This is a genomic window from Luteibacter sp. P4_D7_3, assembly GCF_056401735.1.
Map to the genome: position 1 here is coordinate 1 of NZ_JBFUIT010000263.1, position 5,644 is coordinate 5,644.

General features: G+C 64.6%; 6 protein-coding genes. 1 reads left to right on the forward strand and 5 read right to left on the reverse strand.

Annotation, left to right across the window (positions count from 1 at the left end):
- A partial coding sequence (locus AC1DSN_RS17490; protein ID WP_477331917.1) for an alpha/beta hydrolase occupies positions 1 to 701 on the reverse strand: 701 nt, incomplete at its 3' end.
- A 99-nt stretch (positions 702 to 800) separates the two neighbouring features.
- On the opposite strand from AC1DSN_RS17490, the gene AC1DSN_RS17495 reads away from it, so the two are divergent.
- Positions 801 to 1,403 (forward strand): TetR/AcrR family transcriptional regulator, encoded by a 603-nt coding sequence (locus AC1DSN_RS17495; protein ID WP_477331919.1) that lies wholly within the window; start codon positions 801 to 803, stop codon positions 1,401 to 1,403.
- A gap of 1 nt (position 1,404) precedes the next feature.
- Here AC1DSN_RS17495 and AC1DSN_RS17500 read toward each other — a convergent pair whose 3' ends face one another.
- From AC1DSN_RS17500 to trpE, 4 genes are all read right to left on the reverse strand, one after another.
- Entirely contained in the window at positions 1,405 to 1,893 is a 489-nt protein-coding gene (locus AC1DSN_RS17500; RefSeq protein WP_477331921.1) for a DUF4019 domain-containing protein, read from the reverse strand.
- 255 nt (positions 1,894 to 2,148) lie between these two features.
- Positions 2,149 to 2,823, reverse strand: coding sequence for a hypothetical protein (locus AC1DSN_RS17505; RefSeq protein WP_477296622.1), 675 nt, complete (start codon positions 2,821 to 2,823; stop codon positions 2,149 to 2,151).
- A 182-nt stretch (positions 2,824 to 3,005) separates the two neighbouring features.
- On the reverse strand, positions 3,006 to 3,707 hold the full coding sequence (locus AC1DSN_RS17510; RefSeq protein ID WP_477296623.1) for an SIMPL domain-containing protein: 702 nt from the start codon (positions 3,705 to 3,707) through the stop codon (positions 3,006 to 3,008).
- A gap of 184 nt (positions 3,708 to 3,891) precedes the next feature.
- Complete coding sequence (gene trpE, locus AC1DSN_RS17515) at positions 3,892 to 5,367, reverse strand: anthranilate synthase component I (RefSeq protein ID WP_477331923.1); 1,476 nt, start codon at positions 5,365 to 5,367, stop codon at positions 3,892 to 3,894.
- Between the last annotated feature and the right edge of the window lie 277 nt (positions 5,368 to 5,644).

Genomic DNA, 5,644 nt, shown 5'->3' on the forward strand with positions numbered 1-5,644 from the left:
GTGTGGCTCGAGCCAGGCACCGTCGTGACCTTGGCCTTGGCGCGCTCGTACATCCAGCGCTGCAGGTCCATGTTGATGGTCTTGTCGGCACCGGGCAGCACGGCCCAGGAGGGTTTGGTCTTCCACGCCGCCGCCTTCGCTGGCGTGCCGAAAGCCTCGACGGACAGGATCACCTGCGAATGCGCCATGAAGGACGCCAGCGCCGACGATGAGTCCGCGGCGAAGTTTTCGCGGAACTTCGTGGGGTCCATGTAGAAGAACTTGCCGTCCGCGGTCTTCTTGACGTCGTTGTTCGGCGCCGGGTACTTCGCCATCGTCTCGAGCGTCTCGGTGCTCTCACCGACATCGGGCACGAGCGCCGCGAGATACACGAGTGATTTCACCTTCGGGTCCGCGCCTGCTTCGGTGATGACCTGGCCGCCCCAGCTGTGGCCGACAAGCACGGTCGGGCCGTCCTGCTGGTCGATCACGCGCTTGGTGGCCTCGACATCCGCGGCGAGGCTGGTCTCGGGAATCTGGACGATCGACACCTCGTAACCCTTGGCGACGAGCGAGTCGTAGACGGCGCGCCAGCCTGAGCCGTCGGCGAAGGCGCCGTGGACGAGTACGACATTGTGGATCGGGGCCGCTTGGGCAGCGGGGGTACCTGCAACACCCAGGGTCAGGGCACCGAGGGCGAACAGCGTAGAAAACTTCGACATGGCGAATCTCCTTCGTGGCGGGTTATGATTGCGACTGCAATCTAATATCTTTTCGTGGCGGTTGCAATCAAAACCGTCGGAACGGTTCAGGAGTGTGAAATGCGTGTTTCCAAGGAAAAATCGGCCGAGAACCGTGAAGCCCTGCTCGCAGCGGCGAGTCGGCTATTCAGGGAGAAAGGCGTGGATGGCGTCGGTGTGGCGGAAGTGGCAAAGGAAGCCGGGCTGACCCACGGCGCCCTCTATGCCCACTTCCCCTCGAAGGATCTGCTCGCGGCCGAGGCGTTCTCGCACGGTTTCGCGCAGCGGATGGACCGTGCACGTGCCTGGGCGGGTGATCGGCATCCCTCGTTCGAGGAATACCTGGGCAGCCTCTACACCACGCTCCAGCGAGACGACCTGACCACGAGTTGCCCGATGACAGCATCCGCCAGCGATGTCGGACGCCAGGGCGAGRCACTCAGCCGTAGCTTTGCGCAGGCGTTCGAGGAAGAGGTAGCGATGATGGCCGGCGCTATCGACGAGACGGTGCCGCAGGACGTGCGGCGGCAGTTGGCGGTGGCGTCGATTGCAGCGCAGATCGGTGCGATCGCCGTCTCGCGTGCGGTAGCCAAGACCGATGCCGCGCTGTCGGATGAAGTGCTATTGGCGACGCGCGATGCGATTGCGGCGGCCTTCGCGGCGCGCACCGCTGCAAGTCAGTGAATCACTGCACGAACGAGATTTCCCGCTGCACGGGCCGGATGACGTAACCAACGGGCATCCAGCCGGCGCTTCCCGGCGCCAGCGATACGGTCTCGARGAGAATCGCCCGGGCGAACTGCGCGATGAAGATCACGTTGAGGTAATCGCCGGTAGGCAAYCCGACCGGGTCGCGAACACGCGTGACCTCGAACCACTCGCGGCTGTTCAGTGCCCCGCGATCGAGACGGATCTTCCGCAGATAACGAACCCATTCCGCACGCGGCACCAGGCGCTGCATCATCGCGCCGGCTTCGAGCCACATGGCGTCGGGGCGGCGCGCTGTGTTGGACAGCTGTACCCAGTGCGTGGCGTTGGCGACGGCATTGTCCAGCGAGTTCGGCTGGGGGCCGAGACGTGGCTCGTGGGCCACGGTGAGCAGCGCCCCGAGGGCATTCGTGCCCGTCAGCCGCGGCGCGGGAATCTTTCGTGCAACGGCGCTCGCCGGGGCCATGAGTTGCCTCCACCTTATCGTGGGGTCCAGCTTCCGGCGCGCAGGCGGGCCTGCCAAGTCAGCCGGATGGGCTACCGCTTTCGCCCAAGGTAGGAGCCGATTCATCGGCGAACCCGCGGCAGCGGGCCAGGTTGTCGCGCTACGGACGGCGGCTTTGTGTGGGAGCCGATTCATCGGCGATAACCAGGTATCGGGAACCTGGCCGGCTGCCGCMGGATCGCCGATGAATCGGCTCCCACAAGGGGGAGACAAGCTTTAGCGGCGGCCGAAGGCCAGCACTTCCGAGGTATAGGTCTCGATGACCAGGCTGAAGGGCTGGCTGGCCTCGTTGAACAGGACGGCGCGGTGGCGCAGCAGCTCGTGGGGGATCGTCAGAGGGCCCTTGGTGGCGACAGGCAGGGGCGCGTCCATCTCCCATCCCTTGGGCAGCGGCGACCACAGGAGGTCCGCACTGATCGTCTGGCGGCGGAAATGCAGCGGCTGTACGACCTTGCCGAACGGCTGGTCGCTGCTGTCGAGGATCTGGTTCATTTCCGGGGTGAGGCGCGACGGGACGTACCAGTTGTCCGCCTCGGAGAGCACATGCTCCCCGCAGGCCAGCTGGACGCGACGGTATTTCACCGGCTCATCCGGACCGATACCGAGCGTCTGCCGTCCGTCATCCGGCAGGGGCTTGTCCTGGCCCTTCACACGGCGGGCGAGGATCTTCGCGTCGCCAGCCAGTGCGTGGTCGCTGCACCAGCGCTCCAGCGTGAGCGTCGCACTGGGGTGGCTGAGCAGGTCGGCGTTCAGCGTTTCCAGCAGCGCCAGCGCCTGCGTGCGCGAGGCGATATCGTCACTGAAGGGCTCGCGCGCCTGTACCGACGGCGCCGAGGTGGCGGCCATGACGGCAAGACTTCCGGCGGCGATGAAGGTGCGCGTGCTGCTCATGAGTTTCATTCGGTCCGTGACGTTGGTGCCAGAGATATCGGAATCGGTTGCGCCGCGGCATTTCTGTAGGAGCCGATTCATCGGCGATCCCCGCGGCAGCGGGTAGGTAGCCATAAGGATACCGCTAGCACCCGTTCGCCGATGAATCGGCTCCTACCGAAGGAGCGTGTGGCACAGGGGATCTACTTGCCCGTATCCATGAAGAAGATCGCGAAGACGTCCTCTTCGACCTTGATGCTGCCTACTTGCAGATCGATTTTCGGAAGGGTCGCCGCGGTGACCGTGACGCTGGAGAGCTCGCCTCGTCCCCCGACGTAGGCCGGTGAATCCGTGACGGTATAGAGCGTGCCGAGCTTGACCCCGTAAGCGTCCGCCATGGCCTTCGCGGAGCGGATGGAGTCCTTGATCGCGTCGCGTCGCACGTCCTGCCGGACCGCTTCGATATCGCTACGGGTGACGGTGGTTCCGGTGATCTGCAACTCCTGGTCGGCCTCGACGCCGTCGATGAACTGGCGAAGGTCGTCCAGGTTCGCGAACACCGCATGGGCCGTACGCGAGACCTGCGTCCCGAGGAAGGCGTCCTTGTCGTCGCGGTACTCCGACTTGGCGTCGACGCTGATCGCCGTCGCGTCGATCGATTCCGGTATCGCGTGGTGTGACTTGAAGCCGGCGAGTACACCGGCCATCAGTTTCTCGACGCGGGTACGCGCCACGGCCGGCTTCATGTCCACGGCGATGACACGCAGATCGATACCGAACCGGTCCGGCTGGACGCTGCGCTCCGCGTGGCCTTTGGCGGACAGGTAGGGAGAGGATGGCGTCTCGGACGCCGAGGCGAGCACAGGTAAGGCGGCAAGAGCGACAGCAAGCAGATAACGATTCATACCCGACGATCTCCTTTCGACACGGATGACGACAACGCACTGTTCAACGGCAACGCATTCTTCCGACGGCAACGCACATTTTCTGTAGGAGCCGATTCATCGGCGATCCCCGCGGCAGCGGGGTGGAAAGGGTGCGGCTAGCACCCTATCGCCGATGAATCGGCTCCTACAACAGCACTGTCGTTTACAGGCCTTTCGCGGCTTGGGCTACTGCGCGGAACAGTGCGCGACCCTTGTTCATCGTCTCTTCCCACTCGGCCGCGGGATCGGAGTCGTAAACAACGCCGCCGCCGGCTTGCACGTGCAGGCGGCCGTCCTGGATCACGGCGGTGCGGATGGCGATGGCGGTATCCGCGTCGCCCCACCAGCCGAGCCAGCCGATGGCGCCGGCGTAGATGTTGCGCTTGAACGGTTCGAGCTCCTGGATGATCTCCAGCGCGCGGATCTTCGGCGCGCCACTCACCGTACCGGCCGGGAACGTCGCCTTGATGACATCCATGTAGGAGAGGTCGTCGCGAATGTCGCCTTCGACCTGGGACACGATGTGCATGACGTGCGAGTAACGCTCGACCACGAAGGATTCGGACAACTCCACCGTGCCCGTCTTACTCACGCGGCCGACGTCGTTGCGACCGAGGTCGATCAGCATGAGGTGCTCGGCGCGTTCCTTTGGATCGGCGAGCAGCTCGGTTTCCAGCGCGACGTCTTCCGCTTCATCGGCACCGCGACGACGCGTGCCTGCGATCGGCCGCAGCACGACGCGCCCCGCCTTCAGCCGCACGAGGATCTCCGGCGACGAGCCGACGATCTGGGTCGGACCCATGTCGATGAAGAACATGTACGGCGAGGGATTCATCGCGCGCAGTGCGCGGTAAACGTCCACCGGCCGTGCGTTGAACTTGACGCTCAGGCGCTGCGACGGCACGACCTGGAAGATGTCGCCGGCGCGGATGTATTCCTGCGCCTTGCGCACCACTTCTTCGTACTCCTCGCGGGTGAACGAGGATTTGAAATCGGATTCGTCGATCGCTGCGGGCTGCAGCATCTGCGGGTACGAGACGCCGCCCTGGCGCAGGCGGAAGGCGAGCGCATCGAGACGGCGCGAGGCATCCGCATAGGCCTGCGGCTTCGACGGGTCGGCGTGGACGATGAGGTAGAGGCGGCCCTTCAGGTTATCGAACACGGCCACTTCGTCGGCGAGCATCAACAGCACATCGGGCGTGCCAAGTTCGTCGTGCTTGTCCCACTGGGCGAGGCGCTTTTCGATATAGCCGATGGTTTCAAAACCGAAGTAGCCGACAAGACCGCCGGTGAAGTCGGGCAGCCCCTGCAGCTTGGGCACGTCGTACTGCTTGCGCAGCACTTCGATCTCGGCGAGCGGATCCTCCAGATGACGACGCTCGATGACTTCGCCGCTCTCCTCCACTTCCAGCTCATGCCCGCGCAGGCGATACACACGCCGCGCCGGCAGGCCGATGATGGAATGGCGTCCCCACGTGGCGCCGCCCTCGACCGACTCGAAGAGGAAGGTATACGGGCCATCGGCCAGCTTCAGGTACACCGACAGCGGCGTGTCGAGGTCGGAGAAGACCTCGCGCACCAGCGGAATGCGCGTATGGCCCTGCGCGGCGTAGGCATCGAATTGTTCGCGGGAAATCATTCGGGGCGTCGAATCGGGTGGGGTGACCGGGGATTGTAGGAYATCGGGACCCGGGCGGACCCTGCCCAGATACACGCAGGTCTTATGTAGGAGCCGATTCATCGGCGATAGCCAGGTTGCCGCGAACTCCATTCGCCGCTGAAGCGGCTCCCACAGGGAGCATCGCCGCTGAAGCGGCTCCTACAGAGAGCTGGGCACACACCGTGGGGGTTACGCCAGACGCTGGCGCGGCAGACCCCTCAGGTGCAGCGTAAACGCCACGCCACCCTCGATATTC

Excerpts from the sequence above, each read along its gene's own strand:
- AC1DSN_RS17505 (WP_477296622.1), bottom strand. The coding sequence starts at position 2,823 with ATGAGCAGCACGCGCACCTTCATCGCCGCCGGAAGTCTTGCCGTCATG.
- AC1DSN_RS17510 (WP_477296623.1), bottom strand. The coding sequence starts at position 3,707 with ATGAATCGTTATCTGCTTGCTGTCGCTCTTGCCGCCTTACCTGTGCTC.
- trpE (WP_477331923.1), bottom strand. The coding sequence starts at position 5,367 with ATGATTTCCCGCGAACAATTCGATGCCTACGCCGCGCAGGGCCATACG.